The following is a 20,013-nucleotide window of genomic DNA, read 5'->3' on the forward strand; positions in this document are numbered from 1 at the left end:
CGAAATTGAATTTTTATCCCGCTCAACCGGCGGTTGAATTTGTCGCCCCCAAACCTTACTTCAATGCGAACATGACCCGGTTGCGCCCATTCCGCTTGGCTTGGTATAATACATGGTCCACCTCCTGGAACAGATCGGTGATCAGGGTCGCGGAACCTGAATCGGGATCGGTCGGGAACCGGTCGACGGATAACAGCCCTATGCTCACCGTTACGGACAACGGCTGGATGAGACCCGGGACGGCGATTTCATTCGACTCGACGGACGCGCGGATCTGCTCGGCCAACTCAAGCGCTTGTCCAGAATCCATGCCGGGAAGATAAACGATAAACTCTTCGCCGCCAAAACGGGCCAAAATATCCGTTACTTTCAGCTGTCGCTGGATGGCGGCAACCGTGCCGCAGATCACTTCATCCCCGGTTAAATGCCCGTACTGATCATTGATCCGTTTAAAAAAGTCGATATCCAGCAAGAGGATGGCGAAGGGGTTTTCATTTTCGATATGTTTGATGACTTCTTGCTCTAATTGCTGTGTTATGTAATTTCGATTGTAGCAGCCTGTCAGGCCGTCCGTGGTCGCCATTCGCTGAAGCTTTTGATTCGTCAGATGCAGCTCCAGCTGCATATCGTACAAGGCTAGGTTTTGTTTCTGCAATATCGTGTTTTGTCTCGACGTCTCGTTGACAAGCTCGCGAAGCCGGCTCCTGTCCTGAAACGTGATGGTGCGTCCGACACGTGTACCGTCAACGACGATGGGTGACGCATGGACAAGGATATGCTGCTTGCCTTCATGATCGTATACTACTTCGATTTCTGAACTTTCCAGCGGATCGTTTTTGTATTTTGCGAGGAACTGCTTTGCGGCAATGGCTTCCCGACGGGGAAGAATGGCCGCCATGTCGAACCGGTCGCCCGTTTTTAAGTGCAGAAAAGGGGGCAGCGAGCGGTTCGTTTCCACGATCGTTTCGTTGTCGTCCAGAACAAGAATGCCAAGCTGGATCGTATTGATAATGTCTTGGTGCGCGATTTTCAAAAGGTCGAACACTTTGTCCCGATGAATGGCAACGATAAAAAAGATTGCGGACAACAGGATGCCTATCGACGTCAAACCCGGTATCACCATGCGGGAGACGGGAAAAACGACATTAAGCAAAATATCGGCGCAAATGAACGCCATGACGACGATCATTCCGCGCAGCACCTGACTGACCTGTTTTTTGATCCGGGGCGCCCGGTTGTTTGATAATGCCTTCCCAATGACGCAAAGCGAAACGATTCCGTACCCGATCATCACCGGCGTCGTGATCCAAAACAGCGGTCCGTAGATTCGTTCGACGTATTCGCCATGTTGCGGCTGCACAAACGTTCCGCCCGGATTCAACAGGACGGCGATGACGGCGATCAGAGCGGGGGCGGTAAGCAGGACCGGCATTCTTTTGCGGACGGACAGCGATTGATTCGTCAACAGAAGGGTGAAGAACAGCCAGCCCACAGCCAGGAGGGCCATATCCACGAACGCGAGTTTCACGTATAACAGCTGGAGCTTGGGATTGTCCGTCGCCCGGATGGCAAATTGGCAAAAGGGCCATAACGTCATGAAAAAATGAAACGTCAGGTAAACCTTGTGCAGGGCGGTGATCATAACGGAAAAAAATACATATGCAAGCAAAACAAACAAAAGGATGCAAACGATTAAATCGATCCATGCCATCACACGATGTACACCTCAATTGTTAATATAGAGTCAACTCATTCTAACACGGAAAAAGATCAGCGAACAAAATATTTCGGGATTAATCCCAATATTTAACAAGGAGGCATGCAACATGTCGGGTTCAAACCCATGGGATGCGGAATGGGAAGTATCCGAGGTTCTGGCGAAGCATCTTGTGTACAGCCAGTTTCCGCAGCTTTCGCAAGAGTCCGTCCGGCTGTTTGGCCATGGCTGGGACAACACGGTGTATCTTGTCGGAGACCGTTACGTTTTTCGTTTTCCGAGAAGAAGCATCGCGGTACCGCTGCTTGAAACGGAAGGCAAACTATTGCCGATGCTTGCGGATCGGATCACCATTCCGTATTCGAAACCGTTGTTTTACGGGGCGGGAACCTCCGAATATCCACCGCCGTTTCTCGGGTATGACTATTTGCCCGGAACGTATCCGATCGGATTGACGGATGGGCAGCGGCTGTCATCGGCCCGGACGCTGGCGAAGTTTTTAAAGGAGCTGCATGCGTTCCCGGTACTTACCGCCAGGGAAAACGGCGCTCCGAGCGACCACCGGAACCTCACCGATCTGGCCTCCCGGAAAGAGAAAATGGTCAGGCATCTGGCCGATCTGAAAGGCTATATCCGTGGCGAGGATTATCGGCTTATTTCGGACTATTTGCAGCAGTTGACGACGGATCGCGTTGAGCCCAAAGAGGTTTTCCTTCACGGCGACCTTCATTTCAAAAACATGCTGGTGGACGAAAAAGGACGCATCTCGGGCATTATCGATTGGGGAGACATCAACATCGGACATCCGGCCTGCGATCTCAATGTCGCCTACAGCTTCCTTCCTCCGGCCGCCAGAACGTCCTTTTTTCAGGTTTATGGAGGGATCGATGGGGAGACGAAGCTGCTTGCCCGGCTGATCGCCGTTTTTATTCCGATGATGATCTTGCATCAGGCCGTCACCGATCGGGATGAGGCCATCGCGGACGAAGCCATCAACAATATTAGACGCGCGCTTGCGGATTGATTTTGGAATTCGAAAATGTAAAATAGTGGAGAGCTGTTCTTTGGTAAAATAGGCTGCGAATCGCCATTTGCGTGAATAACGGTTTTCGGTCATTATACGAGTTCGTTCTGCCAGGGGAGGAAATTCCGATGAATTTTAATCTGAAGGAAGCAGTGGAGATTTTGGAGCGGACGCCCCAAACGCTCGAAGTTTTTTGCGCGGGATTATCGGAAGGTTGGCTTGCGGGCCATGAAGGCGCAGGAACATGGAACGTCACTGAAGTGATTGAACATCTGATCGAGGCGGAAAAAAGCAATTGGATGCCGCGGCTGGAATCCATCCTGAAGGAAGGCGAAGGAAAGCCGTTTCCCCCGTTTGACCGTTTTGCCCATATCCATGACAAGCCGCAAGGCTCGATCGGGCAGAAGCTGCATCTGTTTAAAAGCGAAAGAATGCGCAATTTGGACAGGCTCAAGGAGCTTGTCGATCCGTCGCGGCATCTGGAACTGGCCGGGCTGCATCCCGAATTCGGCGTGGTCAAGCTGCGCGAGCTGCTGTCGACCTGGGTCGTTCATGATTTTACGCACATGGCTCAAATCGTAAGGGTCATGGCTGAAAGGTACAGGGCGGACGTCGGGCCTTGGAGCGACTATCTAGGGATTTTGAAACGAAAATAAGAGGAAGATACGAGTTTGAATGCCCGCGCTAAACAAGCAGCGGGTTTTTTGTGTTTTTAGGAAAATCAGACCATAAAAAATAGTTTGAACGTCCTAAAATACTCAATTGCGAAGGATAGAGAGCATCGGTGTTTCGTGCTTTATATTACTTTCGCAGCTACTTTTGGGGGAGGATTGCTTGTTATAATAAAGATTGTGTTCCCATCTTTTGGAATCTCTTATTTATTTCACTAAAAAATCGTTTCTTGGAATGAGGTAATCGAGTCGTGACAATGATTGGCATTGATTTAGGAACTACGAACAGCCTTGTCGCATATTGGACGGAAGAGGGGCCGGCCATTATTCCGAATGTGCTTGGGGAACGGCTGACCCCTTCCATCGTCAGCGTCGACGAAAACGGAGAAATTTTGGTCGGACAAATCGCCAAGGAGCGGCTGATCACCCATCCGGAACTGACGGCCGCCGCGTTCAAAAGATATATGGGGACGGAAAAGATTTTCCGTCTCGGCACATATTCGTTTTCGCCGGAAGAGCTTTCTTCGTTTGTCATCAAGTCCTTAAAAGCGGATGCGGAAGCCTTCTTCGGCCATGAGGTGACGGAGGCGGTCATCAGCGTTCCGGCGTATTTTAACGATACCCAGCGCAAGGCCACGAAGCGGGCGGCGGAAATCGCCGGCCTCAAGGTCGAGCGGCTGATCAGCGAGCCGACGGCCGCGGCGATCGCTTACGGGCTGCATCAACGACAGTCGGAAACGAAGTTTCTCGTCTTTGATTTGGGCGGCGGCACGTTCGACGTGTCGATTTTGGAATTTTTCGAAGGTGTCATGGAAGTGCAGTCGATCGCCGGGGACAATTATTTGGGCGGCGAGGATTTTACGGAACTGCTAGTATCCTGGTTTGCCGAAAAGCACGTTATCGACATCCAGGCGTTGGATGCCAAAGAGCGTTCCGCTTTATTCAAACAAGCCGAGGTCTGCAAGCGCATGATCGGAAGCGGGTCATACGGGCAGATGAGCTTTACGTTGGGAGAAAAGACATGCGAATCGACCATCGACAGGAACGAATTCGAGAAAATCGCCGGTCAGCTGATGCTTCGGCTCCGCCACCCGATCGAACGCGCGCTGCGCGACGCGGAACTTGCGCCGGATGATCTGGATGCCGTCATTTTGATCGGCGGCGCGACGCGCATGCCCCTCATCAAATCGGTCGTCAGCCGCATGTTCGGCAGGCTGCCCTTTAACCAGATCAACCCGGATGAAGCGGTTGCTTTGGGAGCGGCGATCCAGGTGGCGCTCAAGCAAAGGGACGAAGCTTTAAAAGAGGTCGTGCTGACGGACGTATGCCCGTATACGCTTGGCATTGAAACGACAAAGCCGCTTGGAGGCGGCCGTTACGACGGCGGCCATTTTAGCCCGATCATCGAACGGAACACGCCGATCCCGGTCAGCAAAGTGGAATCCTACAGCACCATCCACGATCAGCAAAAAATCATTCGGGTCGCGATCTACCAAGGCGAAAGCCGCAAAGTGGAAAATAATATCTACCTTGGCGAGCTGGAGGTGCAAATCCCGGCCGACGAAGCGGGCAACCAGTCCATTGATGTGAGGTTCACGTACGACATCAACGGGATTCTTGAAGTCGAGGTTACGGTCCTGAGCACTGGAGTCAAACAAAAAACGATCATCGAGAAAAATCCTGGCAAGCTGACCCCGAAGGAAATCGAAGAACGGTTGAAAGAGCTGAAAGACATCAAAATCCATCCCCGTGAACGGACGGAAAACCGTCTCCTTCTGGCCAAGGGCGAACGGCTGTACGAAGAGTCGCTCGGGGAAAGACGATCGGAAATCGCCTTTTTGTTGGAAAGATTCGAGCAGGCGCTGGCTTCGCAAAACGAGCAGGACGTCAAAAAAGCGGCCGCGGTTTTTAAGAAACAGCTGGAGGAGCTCGAAAGGTGGCGTGATTATTAATGCAGATATGGAACATTCTCGGGATGGAGGCGACGGATGATGCAGCCAAAATTAAAAGGGCCTATGCGGCCAAGCTAAAGCAGCATCATCCCGAGGACGATCCGGAAGGGTATCAGAAGCTAAGAGAAGCCTATGATCATGCGTTAAAGCTGGCCAAAGAGCGGCGCAAAAAAGCGGCGAGCCTGTCCAGGGCGGAATCGGAAGGGCAAGAGGAGGATGCACGGCCACTTTTGGCGGAATCGGAAAATGTGCGGCATACTGGTAGCTTGAATAATGTGGAGGTCGGATCGGCAGAGATCGGCCAGGATGCATTCGGGATGGAGACGGAGACTGAAACCGGGGGCGAGGACGAATACGAAACAACATATGTTCATCGCCGGATAACTGATTTTGGGCAAAATCAGCCGCCTGAGCCGGTCGATCCACTGGAACAATTTATGGAACGGATTGAGCGGTTGTACGATCATTTTCCTTCCCGGATTGATCCGGACAGGTGGGTGGAACAACTAAATTCCGACACCATGTGGAACGTGGGGATGCAGTCCAATATTTCCGTCAGGCTGCTTTATTTTATGGAGGACCATCATTTTGTACCCGAAGCGGTATGGACGCTGCTTGAAAATACCTTTCATTGGAGCGAAACGGCCGGCGAAGATCCGAAGGATTTCAAGGACGAATTTCCGAACGTTTACGCGTATGCGGTGGCCAAGCCTCCACTGCTGCATTTGGGTTATACGGCGCTTTTGCAGGCAGAGGAATCCGACATTGACGATTTTTTGTGGATGCGGGAAAAAGGGCTGCTGGCCATGCTGGAGCGGGATTATGAAACGGCCAAGCAGCTGCTGGAAGATGCCTCGGAAATTTTCGGGGAGGACCCGGATGCCGTTCGGCTGCTGGCGGAATGTTATGCGCAAACGGGAGATGCGGACAACGCTTTGCAGGCGAGCGACCTGCTGGTTCGGCTGCAGCCTGACGGAATCGACGGGTACCTGTACCGGGCGCGGGCGTTTTACGAGCGTGGCGACCTTAACGCATGCCTTCACGATCTGAACCGGGTGTTGGAGCGTCATCCTTCCTACATTGCAGCGTTGTCCCTAGCGGGGCGCTGTTACAGGATGCTGGGAGAATACGACAACGCGTATGAAATGTATAAACGAATCCTGGACCTTCAGCCCGACGATATCGATGCGGTATTGGCTGTTGCGGACATCAATAGGCAAAAGCTGAACGCGCTGGAGTCCGGACAGGCTCATGGCGGCCGGGCGGAACGGAAGCGGCTGAAGCAAGCGCTCGGGAAAAAAACGATCGGCCAACGTCTCAAGCTGGGCGGTTTTTTTCTGGTCACCGGCAAATGGTTCAGCCTGATCGTTCTCGTTCTTTTTCAGATTTATACGGCATCCTCGTTCAAAAATTATACGGGTGAAAGCATAATCAGGTATTTCGTCGGTGCCGATAAAGCCCCGGAAATACGAACCGTGTCTTCTATCGATGAATTGGTTCGCCTGCCGGCGAAAGTGGACGGCGTAAGTATCGCACTCGATCAAGCCGAATATACGGGCATCGTGCAAGTAAAGGTAACGGAGGACGATGAAGAGGAGATCAAGTACGTTAAAGGGAGCGAGATCAAAAAGCAGGGGCTGGAATCGGCCATCACAGGTTATTTATGCGTGGGAGAGCTGAACGGGAAGCAGCTGATCGTCCTCACGGATTATGATCAGGCCAAACAGATTTACGACAACCATCGGATCGAACTGAAGGGAACGGTTCAGGATGTCGACTCGGATATCGCAAGAGAATATAAAAAATGGAGAAGCCAACAACCGAAGGTCGAAGCTTCAATGACGGAAGCCGTAGAAGTGAACGAAGCGGACGAAGTCATCAAAAAGCTTGAAAAAATGAAAGAGCAGGGGGTGTATCATCCCTTTGCGGATCAGGTGCCCGAAAAATACGTGAACACGGTTGAGGTGCCAACTCATTCGGAGCATGTCAGGATCCCGTGGAAGTTTAATATCCATTTTGTGATACTTGCCTTACTGTACGCATCGGTACTGGCCGAAGTTCGGAGAGTATGGCGTTATTTGCGGTTCAATTAAGGTTTACAAGGAGGGATCGAGCGTGGAACAAATCAAGGAGACTGCCTTGCGTTTGCAGCCTTATGTCGACGCGATGACGGCGCTTTGCATTGGAGGGCGTTATGCCGATTATCATATTCAAAACCCGTCAAGGTCGTATTCGAAACGATCGAATATCCGTAAAACGCTAAAGTTATGGGAAATAGAAAACGAAACGAACTTAAAGGATGCTTTGGCTTGGTTAACGTCTCATGGACTAAGAAAGGAATTCGCAGAGCTGAGCGGGATGTTGTCCGTACTGTCCGTTGAAAACCGCGCCCGGCATATCGAAGAAACGGACGATCCGATTCAAAAGCATAAGCTGTCCGTCATAGCTCAATATTTAGGGCGTTTGCCTGCGGGGGGGATTGCGGCATACGACTACAGCTGGGCCGTATTTATTTGCTGTGCCGCCCACAAAATAAATTATATGACCGAACAGGATAAGTGGGATCACATCGACCGGTTCGTCGGATTGGCGAAAGAAAGCTATTCGGAGTGGAATGATTATATGGCGGGATTTGCAATAGGAGCCGTTTATTCTTTCGGGCATAAGAGAAGCGGCTACGTCGCGGATAATCAAAGGGTTTTCGCGAAGCTGATGTTTTCCCGTCTTAGCCCGTTCCGGAAAGTGCGGCTCAGCTGATCATTTCATCTAATAGGAATCCGTTTCCTCCATGGTTCGCCTGCGAAGGCGAGCATCGGAGGGGCGGATTCTTTTGTTTTTCCGGCAATGCGGAGCATGTCATGCCATGAACATTCCTTGTAAGCTTTTCTCTAAAAAGAGGACTAGATTCCGTGATCCGCCCATATATATAAGTTGGACATGCTCGGGCGATCTTCTACGAATCCAGGCTGCATGGCAGCAACATTTTGATTAGAGGAGGCTGTTATGGAAATGGTATACGCTGAACCGGGACAAAACGGAGCAAAGGTAGCATTCAAAAAACGTTACGACAATTTCATTGGCGGCAGATGGGTACCTCCCGTGCAAGGACAATACTTTGAAAATGTTTCGCCTGTGAATAACAGGGTATTTTGCGAGGTGGCCCGTTCGACGGCCGAAGACATCGAGCTGGCGCTCGACGCCGCGCATGAAGCGAAAGCCGCCTGGGGCCGGACTTCCGTCGCGGAGCGGGCGAATATATTGAACCGGATCGCGGACCGGATCGAAACCAATTTGGAGATGCTTGCCGTAGCCGAAACATGGGACAACGGCAAACCGGTCCGGGAGACGCTGGCCGCGGATTTGCCGCTCGCCATCGACCATTTCCGGTATTTCGCCGGATGTATCCGGGCGCAGGAAGGGACGCTCAGCCAAATCGACGATGATACGGTGGCGTACCATTTTCACGAGCCGCTCGGGGTTGTCGGCCAAATCATCCCGTGGAATTTCCCGCTGCTGATGGCGACCTGGAAGCTCGCTCCGGCTCTGGCGGCAGGCAATTGCGTGGTGCTGAAACCGGCGGAGCAAACCCCGGCTTCCATCATGGTGTTCATCGAGCTGATTGAAGACCTGCTTCCTCCCGGCGTCGTGAACGTCGTTAACGGGTTTGGGCTTGAGGCGGGAAAACCGCTTGCTTCCAGCAGCAGAATCGCCAAGGTTGCTTTTACGGGAGAAACGACGACAGGACGGCTCATTATGCAGTATGCCTCGCAAAATCTCATTCCGGTGACGCTGGAGCTTGGCGGCAAATCGCCGAACATTTTCTTTGAAGACGTCATGGCCAAAGACGATGCGTTTTTCGATAAAGCGCTCGAAGGTTTCACGTTGTTTGCGCTGAATCAGGGGGAAGTGTGCACTTGTCCGTCCCGGGCACTCATCCAGGAATCCGTTTATGACGAATTTATGGAACGGGCATTAAAGAGAGTTGCCGCCATTAAACAGGGCAATCCGCTGGATCCGGCCACGATGATCGGGGCGCAGGTGTCCACCGAGCAAATGGAAAAAATCCTCAGCTATATCGACATCGGCAGACAGGAGGGTGCGGAGTGCTTGATCGGCGGAGGCCGAGCATCCATCCCCGGCGAAATTTCCGACGGATATTACATCCAGCCGACGGTTTTGAAAGGGCAAAACAACATGAGAATTTTCCAGGAGGAGATTTTTGGGCCGGTCGTGGCGGTGACGACGTTCCGGGATCAGGAAGAAGCGCTCGCCATCGCAAACGATACGCTTTACGGCCTGGGCGCCGGCGTATGGACGCGCGACGTGAATACCGCCTACCGGATCGGCCGCCAAATCCAGGCGGGACGAGTATGGACGAACTGCTATCACGCGTATCCGGCGCATGCGGCGTTTGGTGGTTACAAATCGTCGGGTATCGGCCGCGAAAACCATCTGATGATGCTTTCCCATTATCAGCAGACGAAAAACCTGCTGGTCAGCTACAGCCCGAACGCGCTGGGTTTCTTTTAAGCTGAGGAACCGGCTATGGCGCCAGAGGACAATGAGGTTCGCAAGGTCGTTGCTACCGATGCCGCACTGGAACTGATCGGGCTGCTGCGATCCAAGCACGGGCCGGTCATGTTTCATCAATCGGGCGGATGCTGCGACGGCAGCTCGCCGATGTGTTATCCGTTGGGGGAATTTTTCGTCGGAGACAGCGATGTGCTGATGGGAGAGATCGGCGGCGCCCCTTTTTATATGAGCAAAGCCCAATACGAGTATTGGAAGTTTACGCAGCTCATCATCGACGTCGTTCCGGGACGTGGGGGCATGTTTTCGCTGGAAGGGCCGGAAGGAAAAAGGTTTTTGACGCGTTCCCGGGTGTTTACCGAGGAGGAGCAGCGAAAGTTGAAGCTTTTGTAAAAACCAAAAAAAGTTGAGAAGGCCCCATTTAAAGGGGCTTTTTCATCATGCTAAAATGCGCAATCCATGAGAAATCGTATAAAACCAATTATGTTAGGTTATAAAGGAGTACTCGTCATTCATTTTAAGGAGGAAGGAAATGGAAATCGATAAAACGGCACTTCCGCAAATCGTTTCAGAAGAAGAGTGGCTGGCAGCTCGTGAAAAGCTGCTCGTCAAAGAAAAGGAACTTACTCGTGCGCTGGATGCGCTGGCCGCAGAGCGCCGCCGAATGCCGATGGTGCGGATCGATAAAGATTACCGTTTCGAAGGGCCGGACAGCACGGGAAACCTGCTTCATCTTTTTGACGGTCGTCGCCAGCTTATCGTCTACCATTTCATGATGGCTCCGGGTTCCGACCGCCCTTGCCCAGGTTGCTCGTCTTTTGTCGACAACATTGGCCATCTTGCCCATCTACATGCCCGCGATACGACCTTTGTTCTGGTTTCTCCCGCACCGCTGTCGCAGATTGAACCGTACAGAGCGCGTATGGGCTGGACTGTCCCCTGGTTTTCTTCGAACGGCAACGACTTCAACGTTGATTGCGGTGCGGGCAACGGATTCGGCCTAAGTGTATTTCTCCGACATGACGATAACGTCTTTCGCACCTATTACACGACAGACCGCGGTGTCGACAGGCTCCGCATGGATTTCAATCTCCTTGATCTAACGCCGTTCGGTCGCCAGGAAAATTGGGAGGATTCGCCTGAAGGCTGGCCGCAAACGCCGCCCTATATTTGGTGGCGCCTACACGACGAATATTAAGGATTGGAACAATCCCGATGGAATGCGGAATCTGCAGAGACCGCCGCGCCACTGTCTGACGCAGCAGTTACACAAACAGGGGCAAGATGGTTATAACAACAGGGGTTCCGGTACTCACGGCAGCCGGGCGGAGTGAAATCGTTCAAATTTTTCTTTACAAACGAACATACATTCGCTAAAGTAGTTACTGGGTTAATTACCATATTCCAGGAGCGTGATTCCGCAATGGCCGAAATCGTTAAAGCAAAAATTGAAAATTCACTTACCGTCTTGTTAGTCTCGGATGTTGAAAAGTCCAGAAAGTATTATGAGGAAGCGTTGGGGTGCGAAGTGAACGAACAGTGGGCCATCCGAGACAACTTTGGTTTAGGTTTTAAACTGATCCAGGCGCAAAGCGTCGAAGATGTCCGGCCCAATAAAGGAACCTGGAATACATACGCTTACGTAAAAACCCACGATGAACTGGATGCCTTGTATCATGAACTCAAAACTAACGGTGCGATCATCGTTTCCGAACCCGTAATCACGGAATACGATTGGGGGGCATGGAAGGATTTTGCCGTTCGGGATTTGGATGGCTACATCATCGGCTTTGGTTCAGGACATAAACACGATTAAGCGTAAACTTAAGTGAGGCTACCGAGCACAGCATCGGCGGCCTTTTTTTGATGTTTGCGGAATAGCTGGAAGGAGGGACTTTTTGGCTGTAAACGCGTAAACTTGTAGTGAGGAAGGACGCATACGTTTTTAAAGGCAAAACCTTCCTTAAAGTCGAACTTTAAAGTACAGCAGCAATATTTTTAAAATGATGGCCGCCCCATAAGGTTTCTTGGCTAATCAAATGAAATCTTGCATGAATGTTATAGGATCGAAATTGAAAGTGGAAATATCGGGGAGGTCAACTTCATGGGAAAAGGGGCATTCAAATAGATCTTGATTCAAGGAGGGAAGACATGGATTACATTTCACCGAAAGAAGCCGCGTTAAACTTGAAACGGTGGCCTAAAGAGACGATAGCGGCGGGTCCCTGGCATACCATCGGCCTTCAATCGGACGGCACGGTGGTTGCTGCGGGTGACAATAAATACGGCCAATGCGATGTAAGCGGCTGGCGAGGCATTCTATAAATCACGTTAGCGGATGCGCGTCCAAAAAAACATGACAAAGTCGTTCACTTGGAGAACGTCCTGCACCGGAATATACGGTATAAAGTAGGAGTCCTCCGTGTGACAAGTCTTTTTCCCATTGGTGATCGCAAAAAATGTTTCGTCATCCGGATCGCTCCTCCCGAAGCCGCTTCTTTCGTGTATAATTTTGGTAACCATTTGCAAAGGGCTGAGAATCCAGTAGTGACAAACGAGGAATATAAAAACAGGATCGATGCGGTTATTCGATATATGGAAGAAAACGCCGGACAAAAATTGTCGCTCGAACATTTGGCGCATGCGGCGAATTTCTCCAAATATCATTTTTCCCGCATATTCGCCGCGGTCACGGGAGAGACGCCGATGGCTTTCCTGAACCGAAAACGGTTGGAAAAGTCCGTACGGCTGCTGGCGGAAACGAACATGACGGTTCTCGCGATCGCAAACGAATGCGGATTCGAATCGCTGTCGGCTTATCATGCGTTATTCAAAAAGCGTTACGGAACGACGCCAACCGGCGTGCGCAAGCATCAGGGGAAACATAGCAATTTTTCGGAAGCAGCAAGCAAGAAACAGGAAGAGACGACGTCCGGGAAAGCTTACAATCAACATCGTAAGCATTCGCTGCTTGAAAGGGCGTGGAATCAAATGATAAAAATCAAAGAATTGCCGGCTTTGAACGTCGCATACGTCCGGCATGTCGGGAGCTATCTCGATACCGGAAGCGCATGGGACAAGCTGGGCCGCTGGGCCGCAGAGCGGGGATTGACGCCGCAAAATCAGCAATTTATCGGGATATCGCTGGACGATGGGGGGCGGGTGGACGAATATAGCTGCCGGTATGATGCTTGCATCACGCTGTCCGCAGGGTTTATGGCGGAGGATGAAACCGAGGTTCGATTCAAGCCGCTGCCCGGCGGCATGTTTGCGGTATATCCTTTTTACGACACCATCGATCAATTTGTGCTTGCGTACCAAAACGTATTCGGCCTTTGGCTCCCGAACAGCGGATACGAAGCGGATGACCGCCCGTGCCTGGAATTTTGCCTGAACGATCCTGCGCAGGATGCGGAGGGAAAATGCAGGGTGGATTTATACGTCCCGATCAAGAAAAGCAGTTAAAAACGGCGAAGCCATCGCTTGGCTTATGGAGGAGTTAGGGATGAACACAGAAGCGCCATTCGGCCGGTTTCCGGTCATTAAATCAGACAGGCTCATCTTGGGCAAAATCGGTGCGGAACATCTGGAAGAAGTATTCGAAATCTATGACAATGACAAGGTTTTTACGTATTGCGGCATCATTCCGAAGCATAACAAAGAGACGGTCAAAAACATGATCGGGCATTTCGAACGCGATTTTTTGAAAAAAAGCCGGATCAAATGGGGAATTTTTGCGGTGCAGGAGCCCGACAAGCTGTTGGGCATCATCGAAGCGTGCGATTGGAACCGGAAGGTGAATTCGGTGACGGTGGGATATTTTTTGGCCGAACGGCATTACGGAAAAGGAATTGCTACGGAAGCGCTGCGAGCGCTCACCCGGTTTTTGTTCGACGAAGTCCTTGTGAACCGGATCCAGGCCGAAGTGATGCCCCCGAATGAAGCGTCCAAAAAGGTTTTGCTGAAAAACGGGTTCAGAAAAGAGGGGCTACTGAGGCAGGCGTCTTTATGGTCCGGCAAAGGGATCGTTGACCTGGAGATTTACGGCATTTTGAAAGAGGACTTTATCGGAACGGACATAGGTAAATAGATAGCGTATAACCGGCAATTTTGTGATACAATAAAGATCATCATGATAACTTTTCGGCCATGTGTAACTGGCGTAGCGTGGGGAACCACGAGGGAGCACATGGATCATAACAGCCGCACGCCTGGGCAAAAGTATTTGGAGGGTCATCCTTCCGAATGCTTTTTTTTGTTTGAAACCAAAATCGGAGGCGACAGGAATGAGCATGCTGTTAAAAACAAAACCGCTGGCGAGCGAAGTATCCGAATCCATCATCGAGGAAGTGAACCGCTGCAAGGGGAAAGGGATTCGGCCGCGGCTGGCTGTTATTTTGGTTGAGGGAGATCCGGCGTCGGCATATTATGCAAGAGTGAAAGAGAAAAAAGCGCGTCAGCTCGGCATCGCGTTCGACCTGATTACGTTTCGGCCGGAGGTGACGGAGCAGCGGCTGCTTGACGAGATCGGAAAATTAAACCGGGATTCGGCGGTGCACGGCATCATGCTGGAGCTGCCGCTTCCAAGGCATATCCGCCTGCAAACTTGCTGCGACGCCATCCGGCCGGAAAAAGACGTGGACGGCATATCGTCGGCGAACAAACTTGCCTGCATGACGGGCGGCGCCGGCATTTACCCGGCTACGCCGCAGGCGTGCATCCGGATCGTGAAGCATTTCGGATTTTCGCTGCAAGGGAAAAACGTCGTGCTGGTCGGACACGGGGAAACGGTCGGCAGACCTTTGATGCAGATGCTGCTTCGCGAAAACGCGACCGTCACCGTCTGCCATTACTATACGCAAAATCTGGCCAAACATATTGCAGGCGCGGACATTTTGATGACCGCCACCGGGTGCGCCGGGCTGATCACGGCGGACATGCTGCATCCGGAGCTGGTCGTCATCGACGCCGGGATCTCCGAGACGCCAACCGGCATCGTCGGCGATGCGGTTCCCGAGGCCGTGGATGCCGCCAAAGCGGTGACGCCGGTTCCGGGCGGAGTCGGGACGTTGACGACCGTCCTGCTGTTTGAAAATCTATTGCATGCCATCCGGCTGCAGGAGCAATCGAAAGAGGTGTAGGACGTGAGCGGAGAAAATCAGGTTTTTGATCAAACGGTCCGGCAGTTTTTGCAAGCGGCCGCTTCAAGCGCGCCGACGCCGGGCGGGGGAAGCGTGGCGGCTTTGGCTGCAGCGCTTGGCGCGTCCATGGGCTCCATGGTTGCCAACATAACGAGCGGACCGAAGTTCGAATCCGTACGGGAGAAAATGGCGGACATCGTAAAGCTGATGGAAGCCGCGATGGCCGAAGCGGAGCTTTTTTTGAAAAAGGATATGGAATCGTTTAATGGCTACATGGCCGCGCTCGCGCTCCCGAAAGGGACGGACGGGGAGAAACGGCATCGTTCCGTCGCCCTGCAGCAAGCGGCGGTACAGGCGGCATCCGTGCCGCTTCATCTGATGAAACGCTGCCTGGAAATCATGTCGGCATTAGCCGGGGTAACCGTCCAGGTCAATAAAAACGTCATTTCGGATCTTGGCATCGCGCTTTTGATGCTGGACGCAGCGGTTCAGTCCGCATGGATGACCGTCGAGATCAATCTTGGCAGCATGAAGGATGAAGGCGTACGGACTTCATTCCAGGAAACGGGGACGGAGCTTTCGGCACGGTCAGCAGAGTTAAAGGAACAGGTTTTGCAGCAGATCAGGGAAAGGTTGGCGTAGATCGCATGATACGCGAGCAATGGGAGCAGGTCGTTCAACAAATCGAACCGGGAGCAAAGCTGCTTGGGACGCGCGCGCTTCAGGGCGGCGTTTCGGCCCAGGTGACGAAGCTTGACGTTGAAATGCCTGACGGCGCTGTTCGAAAACTGCTTGCACGCCGGCATGGCGAAGCCGACCGCAGCAGAAATCCTCAAATCGCGCAGCATGAATTTATGCTTCTGCAGCGTTTAAAGGCGGCGGGTCTGCCTGTTCCTGCGCCTTATATCGCTTTGGATAGGTTTGGAGGTGCGCCGCTGCTGGTCACGGAGTTCATGGAAGGCGAAGTCCTCGGGTCGATGGAAAATGTGCCTGATGCCATGCTGCAGCTGGCGGACCGGTTGTCGGATATCCATCAAGTGGCATGGGAGCGGCATGCGCTTCATTTTCTTCCGAAACTAAACGATGGGTGTGACGCGAAGCTGAACAAAAGGCCGGAACGGATGGACGACTCGTTAAGCGAAGGGCGGATCCGGGACGCGCTGGAGGCCGTTTGGCCTTTGCCGCAAGCGAACCGGGACGTGCTGCTGCATGGAGACTTCTGGCCGGGAAACGTCATTTGGAAGGATGGCCGCATTGCGTCATTGATCGATTGGGAGGATGCGGCGATCGGAGATCCGTTATTTGATTTGGCGAACGCCAGGCTCGAGCTGTTATGGGCTTCCGGCACCGATGCCATGGACGGGTTCACGCAGCGGTATCAAACGCGAAATCCGGGTTTGGATTATTCGGCTTTGCCTGTTTGGGATCTGATCGCTGCGCTGAAGCCCGCTACCGGTTTGTCCGAGTGGGGGCTTCCGCCCGACATCGAGCGGCAAATGCGCGAAAAGCACCGCTTGTTTACCGAACATGCGTTGGCGAGGATGCAGCGTTGAACAAAATTTTGGGCGAATGACCTGTTCAGCGTCTCGAGCTTGCCAAATAACCTTTGCCATAACCAAAAATATCCCTAAACCTGCCCGAGCCCGGCAAAAAAGCGCCATTCCCCACATACGTTTATTAAAACAAGGATAGGTGGCTTGTAAATGACGACTTTTTTTCTTGTAAGGCATGCACTGAAAGAAAAAGCCGTTGGAGATGTTCCGTTGACCTTCAGGGGAGTGAAGCAAGCGCAGGCGACGGGTAAACGTTTCTCCGGGTTGCCCATCGACGCCGTATACTCTAGCCCGCTGCGCAGAGCCCGGGAAACCGCCGAACATATTGCGTTGGCAACGAAATCGCCCGTTTATGCGGATCGCCGTTTGCGGGAACGCGCGAATTGGGGGGACCTGCCGGGACAAAGCTTTGACGAGTTTGTCGCCATGTGGGAGCGTTGTACGCGTGAACCCGAATATATGCCGCCCGTAGGCGATTCGGCAAAACAAGCCGGGGAACGTTTATCCTCCTTATTGACCGAACTGGCGGCCCAATATCCGGCTCCGGGCAGCGTTGTTTTGGTGACGCACGGAGGGTTAATCACCGATTTTTTGGTTCATGCCTTTCCCGGGAACGAACTGGAAGCTTGGCATCCGAATTTCATTGCGGTACAAAGCGAGTTGATTCCGGAATGTTCCATAACGACGTTACAGGATGAAGGCGGTACGTATAGAATCGTGGATTTCGCTTCCGTCGGGCATTTAAAATCCATTTCTTAGGATTATAAAATAAACAGCTTCGGGTTTTCGGTAAAGAGCTTTTAAAAAAAGGTTTACCGCCCCGACCGGGCTTTAGGATGGTAAACTGAAGTTGCCTAACCTTGGAAAAACTACAATGGATGATCGACGTAGGATATAGCCGGCAAGCAGCCGGTTATTTTCGTTTCGGCCGGAAATGATCGGGTTTGAAACAATTCGGCGCAGGCGATGAAACGATCGAATTCATCCGTTTCGCTCTATATATTGCTCATGGGAAGCCGCTTTTTGGATTTTTGCAAAATCCTCAAATAATAAACGGGCGGGAGGAAAACAATGTTCGTCGTTAACGTCGAAGGAGCAATTTTTCAGAACGATAAATGGCTTGTGATCGAACGCGGGGCGGAGGAGACGCATGCGGCCGGCACGTTGTCTTTTGTCGGCGGGACGGTGGAGCAGGAGGGATTTTCACAAGACATTTTGGAACGGACCTTAAGCAGGGAAATTGACGAGGAAGTCGGCGTTCGCATTAAGGAAAAGCTGCATTTTGTACATAGCTCCTCTTTTGTCACGGACGAGGGGCGTCCGGTTATCAATATCGTTTTTCTTTGCGAATACGATCAAGGCACCGCCTTTAGAAAAAGCCCGGGTGAGGTTGCAGCCGTGAGCTGGATGACGACGGAAGAAATTCTTCGTCATCCCAAAACACCTCCCTGGATGTATGACAGCGCAAAGCGGGCGGATCGGCTGTTGAAGGAAATTCATGCGGACAGGTTTGAAACGTAGTGCGTCACGGACGATGAAATAGGAGGGCAATATGAAGGCAAAGCTTACAAAACGAATCGAGGAACTGCAAAACCAAAACCGTTTTTCGGGAACGGTGCTCGTCAAAGCGAAGCAACATGTTTTGGCAGAAATAAGCTTCGGGTATGCCAACCGATCCGATTCACTGGGGAACAATTCAAATACTCGGTACGGGATCGCTTCGGGATGCAAATTGTTTACCGCCATTGCCGTTTGTCAGATGGTGGAGAAAGGAATGCTTTCGTTTGACTCCAAGGTGAAAGATTGCCTGAATGTTGATTTTCCGCGGTTTGACGAAAAGATCACCATCCACCATCTGCTGGCGCATATATCCGGCATTTCCGACTATTTCGACGAGGAAGAGATGGAGGGTTATGAGCGATTGTGGTTCGAGCGCCCGATGTACCGGATGCGGAACCCCCTAGATTTTTTGCCGCTGTTTCAAGATAAACCGATGAAATTGCACGTAGGGGAAAGATTCCACTATAACAATGCCGGATACATATTGCTCGGCTGCATCGTACAACAGATTAGCGGACAGGATTTTGCCGCATACGTTCAAGAGAATATATTTCAAAAGGCTGGAATGGAATCGTCCGGGTACTTTGAAATGGACGCCCTTCCCGCCAATACGGCGATCGGCTATATCGATCTTGGCGATGGGGCATGGAAAACGAACATTTACTCTTTGCCTGCGAAAGGCGGGCCGGACGGCGGCGCGTTCGCCACGGTGCATGATATGGATCGGCTGTGGAACGCGCTAATGGATCACGCCCTGCTTAGCGAAACCTACACCAAGCTGCTGCTCGAGACTCACGCCCATGCGGGCGGGGATGATCATTACGGTTACGGCGTCTGGATCAAAAAAGGGACAAACGGAAAAGCGCAAAAATATCATGTTATGGGTTATGATCCCGGCGTTTGCTTTCATTCCGCTTATTACCCCGAGCAATCGGTCACGCTGGTGGTTTGTTCCAATCAGTCGGGGGGAGCGTTTGAGATGATGGCGGCCATCGAGGATGAAATCATCGGAAAGCGATAAAAACATCTATCGACGTACTTTCACAGAAGACAGATTGCGTTTTGCGGAAATTCTCCTTGAGTTATAAGGAAGCCATCGCTTCGAGACTTTTTTCTTTTCTTATGCTTATCAAAAAAGCCGTCCCGGGCTTTCGGACCCTGAGGAACGGCTTTCTTTTATGCTGTTAACGGCGGCCGTCGACGTTAAGGGAAGGCACGCTGTTTTTCAGCAGGATGCTGCGGTACAAATATTCGAAAATGAATTCAAACGCTTCAAGATGTTTTTTGGCTTCAAACGCGTTTTTTCCCCAGGCGTAGATGCCGTGGTTGCGCAGGAGAATGCCGGGAACGTTCGGGTCAAGCACACCCTCGACACGTTCGGCGATCGACGGGATGTGGGCGAAGTTGGGCAGCACCGGGATGGAAATCGCGGCATTTTCCTCCCATATGTTAAACGCTTTGATCAGTTCGATGCCTTGAGCCGGAACCGCGCCTTGATCGCCGAACCATTCGCTGATCAAATTGTTGAAGACCGTATGGACGTGAAATACGGCGCCGCAGCCGGTCAGGCGGTAAATTTCGCAGTGGATCTGCGTTTCCGCGCTGGGTTTCAGGCTGGTCGTTTCCACGGCCCGGCCGCTTTTGTCGACGAACAGGAAATCCTCCGGCGTGCTTGCCGATTTGTCCTTGCCGCTGGCGGTGATGGCAAAATAAAAATGTTCGGGATCAAAATCGCCGACGCGGACGGACAAATTGCCGCTGGTTCCCGGAAACCAGTTTTTGGCCGCGAACTGCTGCTTGATTTGCCGCAGCTCGTCCAGCGCCTGCTGTTTATGCTCCAGGCTGATGCTTGCAAACGTCATGAT

19 protein-coding genes, 1 pseudogene and 1 riboswitch are annotated in these 20,013 nt (G+C 52.0%); of the genes and pseudogenes, 18 read left to right on the forward strand and 2 right to left on the reverse strand.

Annotated features, from left to right (window positions below):
* Positions 1 to 55 precede the first annotated feature (55 nt).
* Positions 56 to 1,711 (reverse strand): histidine kinase N-terminal 7TM domain-containing diguanylate cyclase, encoded by a 1,656-nt coding sequence (locus GQY55_RS11690; RefSeq protein WP_160041616.1) that lies wholly within the window; start codon positions 1,709 to 1,711, stop codon positions 56 to 58.
* Positions 1,712 to 1,826: 115 nt separating this feature from the next.
* On the opposite strand from GQY55_RS11690, the gene GQY55_RS11695 reads away from it, so the two are divergent.
* The 18 genes and pseudogenes from GQY55_RS11695 (at position 1,827) to GQY55_RS11780 (ending at position 19,169) form a co-directional block, all read left to right on the forward strand.
* Entirely contained in the window at positions 1,827 to 2,741 is a 915-nt protein-coding gene (locus GQY55_RS11695) for a phosphotransferase (RefSeq protein WP_160041410.1), read from the forward strand.
* Between the two features lie 128 nt (positions 2,742 to 2,869).
* Positions 2,870 to 3,397, forward strand: coding sequence for a DinB family protein (locus GQY55_RS11700; RefSeq protein ID WP_160041412.1), 528 nt, complete (start codon positions 2,870 to 2,872; stop codon positions 3,395 to 3,397).
* 266 nt (positions 3,398 to 3,663) lie between these two features.
* Positions 3,664 to 5,364 (forward strand): molecular chaperone HscC, encoded by a 1,701-nt coding sequence (locus tag GQY55_RS11705; protein ID WP_160041414.1) that lies wholly within the window; start codon positions 3,664 to 3,666, stop codon positions 5,362 to 5,364.
* Complete coding sequence (locus GQY55_RS11710; RefSeq protein WP_160041416.1) at positions 5,364 to 7,457, forward strand: J domain-containing protein; 2,094 nt, start codon at positions 5,364 to 5,366, stop codon at positions 7,455 to 7,457. Before GQY55_RS11705 ends, GQY55_RS11710 begins: the two co-directional genes overlap by 1 nt.
* A 22-nt stretch (positions 7,458 to 7,479) precedes the next feature.
* Positions 7,480 to 8,121 (forward strand): DUF1266 domain-containing protein, encoded by a 642-nt coding sequence (locus GQY55_RS11715; RefSeq protein ID WP_160041417.1) that lies wholly within the window; start codon positions 7,480 to 7,482, stop codon positions 8,119 to 8,121.
* A 252-nt stretch (positions 8,122 to 8,373) separates the two neighbouring features.
* The gene (gene adh / locus GQY55_RS11720) at positions 8,374 to 9,894 is read left to right on the forward strand and encodes an aldehyde dehydrogenase (protein ID WP_160041618.1); all 1,521 of its coding nucleotides are present in this window, start codon (positions 8,374 to 8,376) and stop codon (positions 9,892 to 9,894) included.
* A gap of 15 nt (positions 9,895 to 9,909) precedes the next feature.
* Positions 9,910 to 10,287 (forward strand): DUF779 domain-containing protein, encoded by a 378-nt coding sequence (locus GQY55_RS11725; protein ID WP_160041419.1) that lies wholly within the window; start codon positions 9,910 to 9,912, stop codon positions 10,285 to 10,287.
* A gap of 139 nt (positions 10,288 to 10,426) precedes the next feature.
* Positions 10,427 to 11,092 (forward strand): DUF899 domain-containing protein, encoded by a 666-nt coding sequence (locus GQY55_RS11730; RefSeq protein WP_160041421.1) that lies wholly within the window; start codon positions 10,427 to 10,429, stop codon positions 11,090 to 11,092.
* Positions 11,093 to 11,317: 225 nt separating this feature from the next.
* The gene (locus GQY55_RS11735) at positions 11,318 to 11,710 is read left to right on the forward strand and encodes a VOC family protein (RefSeq protein ID WP_160041423.1); all 393 of its coding nucleotides are present in this window, start codon (positions 11,318 to 11,320) and stop codon (positions 11,708 to 11,710) included.
* Positions 11,711 to 12,045: 335 nt separating this feature from the next.
* Positions 12,046 to 12,216, forward strand: a pseudogene (locus tag GQY55_RS11740) (RCC1-like domain-containing protein); the annotation flags it as partial.
* Between the two features lie 180 nt (positions 12,217 to 12,396).
* Positions 12,397 to 13,359: an AraC family transcriptional regulator gene (locus GQY55_RS11745; RefSeq protein ID WP_236575556.1), complete on the forward strand. Its 963-nt coding sequence runs from the start codon at positions 12,397 to 12,399 to the stop codon at positions 13,357 to 13,359.
* Positions 13,360 to 13,399: 40 nt separating this feature from the next.
* Positions 13,400 to 13,984: a GNAT family N-acetyltransferase gene (locus tag GQY55_RS11750; protein ID WP_160041427.1), complete on the forward strand. Its 585-nt coding sequence runs from the start codon at positions 13,400 to 13,402 to the stop codon at positions 13,982 to 13,984.
* Between the two features lie 53 nt (positions 13,985 to 14,037).
* Positions 14,038 to 14,118, forward strand: a riboswitch (ZMP/ZTP riboswitch).
* 62 nt (positions 14,119 to 14,180) lie between these two features.
* Positions 14,181 to 15,035: a bifunctional 5,10-methylenetetrahydrofolate dehydrogenase/5,10-methenyltetrahydrofolate cyclohydrolase gene (locus tag GQY55_RS11755; protein WP_160041429.1), complete on the forward strand. Its 855-nt coding sequence runs from the start codon at positions 14,181 to 14,183 to the stop codon at positions 15,033 to 15,035.
* Positions 15,036 to 15,038: 3 nt separating this feature from the next.
* On the forward strand, positions 15,039 to 15,677 hold the full coding sequence (locus tag GQY55_RS11760; protein WP_160041431.1) for a cyclodeaminase/cyclohydrolase family protein: 639 nt from the start codon (positions 15,039 to 15,041) through the stop codon (positions 15,675 to 15,677).
* A 5-nt stretch (positions 15,678 to 15,682) separates the two neighbouring features.
* The gene (locus GQY55_RS11765) at positions 15,683 to 16,588 is read left to right on the forward strand and encodes a phosphotransferase family protein (protein ID WP_160041433.1); all 906 of its coding nucleotides are present in this window, start codon (positions 15,683 to 15,685) and stop codon (positions 16,586 to 16,588) included.
* A gap of 150 nt (positions 16,589 to 16,738) precedes the next feature.
* On the forward strand, positions 16,739 to 17,347 hold the full coding sequence (locus GQY55_RS11770) for a histidine phosphatase family protein (RefSeq protein WP_160041435.1): 609 nt from the start codon (positions 16,739 to 16,741) through the stop codon (positions 17,345 to 17,347).
* A 312-nt stretch (positions 17,348 to 17,659) separates the two neighbouring features.
* Entirely contained in the window at positions 17,660 to 18,109 is a 450-nt protein-coding gene (locus GQY55_RS11775; protein ID WP_160041437.1) for an NUDIX hydrolase, read from the forward strand.
* 31 nt (positions 18,110 to 18,140) lie between these two features.
* On the forward strand, positions 18,141 to 19,169 hold the full coding sequence (locus GQY55_RS11780) for a serine hydrolase domain-containing protein (RefSeq protein WP_160041439.1): 1,029 nt from the start codon (positions 18,141 to 18,143) through the stop codon (positions 19,167 to 19,169).
* 163 nt (positions 19,170 to 19,332) lie between these two features.
* Here GQY55_RS11780 and GQY55_RS11785 read toward each other — a convergent pair whose 3' ends face one another.
* Positions 19,333 to 20,010: a methylthioribulose 1-phosphate dehydratase gene (locus tag GQY55_RS11785; RefSeq protein WP_160041441.1), complete on the reverse strand. Its 678-nt coding sequence runs from the start codon at positions 20,008 to 20,010 to the stop codon at positions 19,333 to 19,335.
* Between the last annotated feature and the right edge of the window lie 3 nt (positions 20,011 to 20,013).

It is taken from the genome of Paenibacillus sp. USDA918EY, assembly GCF_009870825.1.
In the GTDB taxonomy this organism is placed as follows: domain Bacteria; phylum Bacillota; class Bacilli; order Paenibacillales; family Paenibacillaceae; genus Paenibacillus_AQ; species Paenibacillus_AQ albilobatus.

Excerpts from the sequence above, each read along its gene's own strand:
- GQY55_RS11770 (WP_160041435.1), top strand. The coding sequence starts at position 16,739 with ATGACGACTTTTTTTCTTGTAAGGCATGCACTGAAAGAAAAAGCCGTT.
- GQY55_RS11765 (WP_160041433.1), top strand. The coding sequence starts at position 15,683 with ATGATACGCGAGCAATGGGAGCAGGTCGTTCAACAAATCGAACCGGGA.
- adh (WP_160041618.1), top strand. The coding sequence starts at position 8,374 with ATGGTATACGCTGAACCGGGACAAAACGGAGCAAAGGTAGCATTCAAA.
- GQY55_RS11775 (WP_160041437.1), top strand. The coding sequence starts at position 17,660 with ATGTTCGTCGTTAACGTCGAAGGAGCAATTTTTCAGAACGATAAATGG.
- GQY55_RS11700 (WP_160041412.1), top strand. The coding sequence starts at position 2,870 with ATGAATTTTAATCTGAAGGAAGCAGTGGAGATTTTGGAGCGGACGCCC.
- GQY55_RS11725 (WP_160041419.1), top strand. The coding sequence starts at position 9,910 with ATGGCGCCAGAGGACAATGAGGTTCGCAAGGTCGTTGCTACCGATGCC.
- GQY55_RS11755 (WP_160041429.1), top strand. The coding sequence starts at position 14,181 with ATGAGCATGCTGTTAAAAACAAAACCGCTGGCGAGCGAAGTATCCGAA.
- GQY55_RS11730 (WP_160041421.1), top strand. The coding sequence starts at position 10,427 with ATGGAAATCGATAAAACGGCACTTCCGCAAATCGTTTCAGAAGAAGAG.
- GQY55_RS11735 (WP_160041423.1), top strand. The coding sequence starts at position 11,318 with ATGGCCGAAATCGTTAAAGCAAAAATTGAAAATTCACTTACCGTCTTG.
- GQY55_RS11690 (WP_160041616.1), bottom strand. The coding sequence starts at position 1,711 with ATGGCATGGATCGATTTAATCGTTTGCATCCTTTTGTTTGTTTTGCTT.
- GQY55_RS11695 (WP_160041410.1), top strand. The coding sequence starts at position 1,827 with ATGTCGGGTTCAAACCCATGGGATGCGGAATGGGAAGTATCCGAGGTT.
- GQY55_RS11785 (WP_160041441.1), bottom strand. The coding sequence starts at position 20,010 with ATGACGTTTGCAAGCATCAGCCTGGAGCATAAACAGCAGGCGCTGGAC.
- GQY55_RS11750 (WP_160041427.1), top strand. The coding sequence starts at position 13,400 with ATGAACACAGAAGCGCCATTCGGCCGGTTTCCGGTCATTAAATCAGAC.
- GQY55_RS11780 (WP_160041439.1), top strand. The coding sequence starts at position 18,141 with ATGAAGGCAAAGCTTACAAAACGAATCGAGGAACTGCAAAACCAAAAC.
- GQY55_RS11710 (WP_160041416.1), top strand. The coding sequence starts at position 5,364 with ATGCAGATATGGAACATTCTCGGGATGGAGGCGACGGATGATGCAGCC.